Origin of the sequence: Micrococcus sp. HMSC31B01, from assembly GCF_001816085.1 — a bacterium.
Classification (GTDB): Bacteria; Actinomycetota; Actinomycetes; order Actinomycetales; family Micrococcaceae; genus Micrococcus; species Micrococcus luteus.
The window spans coordinates 1-555 of record NZ_KV824885.1 but is presented as its reverse complement, the minus strand read 5'-3'; the positions used below and the strand labels follow the sequence as shown (position 1 = coordinate 555).

Annotated in this window: 1 protein-coding gene and 1 pseudogene; both read right to left on the bottom strand. The window is 76.4% G+C overall.

Features of this window, described 5'->3' with window-relative positions; all coding sequences use genetic code 11:
- A pseudogene (locus tag HMPREF3105_RS01245) lies at positions 1-189 on the bottom strand (FHA domain-containing protein); the annotation flags it as partial.
- On the bottom strand, positions 186-555 hold a 370-nt coding region (locus HMPREF3105_RS01240), incomplete at its 5' end, for an FHA domain-containing protein (RefSeq protein WP_141762374.1). The pseudogene HMPREF3105_RS01245 and the gene HMPREF3105_RS01240, both read right to left, overlap by 4 nt.

Below are 555 nucleotides of genomic sequence, written 5' to 3'. Positions count from 1 at the left end.
CGCCCCGGCGACCCCGGCCGCGGGCACCGCGGTGACCAGGCCGGCGTCGCGCTGGGCCTGCTGGAGGCGCGTCTTGTTGCGCCGGCCGACCACGAGGTCGCGGCCCTGCGCCATGACGATGGAGATGATCAGCACCCACAGGGCCAGCAGCAGGCCCATGCGGAGCACGGCGACGGCGAGCTCGCTCATGCGCGGCCCCCCGTCCCGCCGAAGAACAGCAGCTCGGTCTGGCCGACGGTCACCACGTCCCCGTCGCGCAGGGTGACGGAGCCGTCCACGCGGCGGCCGTTGACGAGCACGCCGTTGCGGCTGCCCAGGTCCAGGAGCGTGACCGTGGAGCCGACGGTGAGCAGGCGCAGGTGCTCGCGGGACACCGAGGAGTCCGGGATCACGAGGTCGGCACGCTCGGCCGAGCGGCCGAGGATGAGGTCGTCCCCGTCCAGGGGGAGCATGCGGCCGTCCAGCTCGAGGGCCGGGCCGGCGGGCCCGGTCACGGGGCGGCCCATCACGACGGTCGGCTGGTCGGCGTGGGCAGGGGCGGCGGGCGCGGCCGGG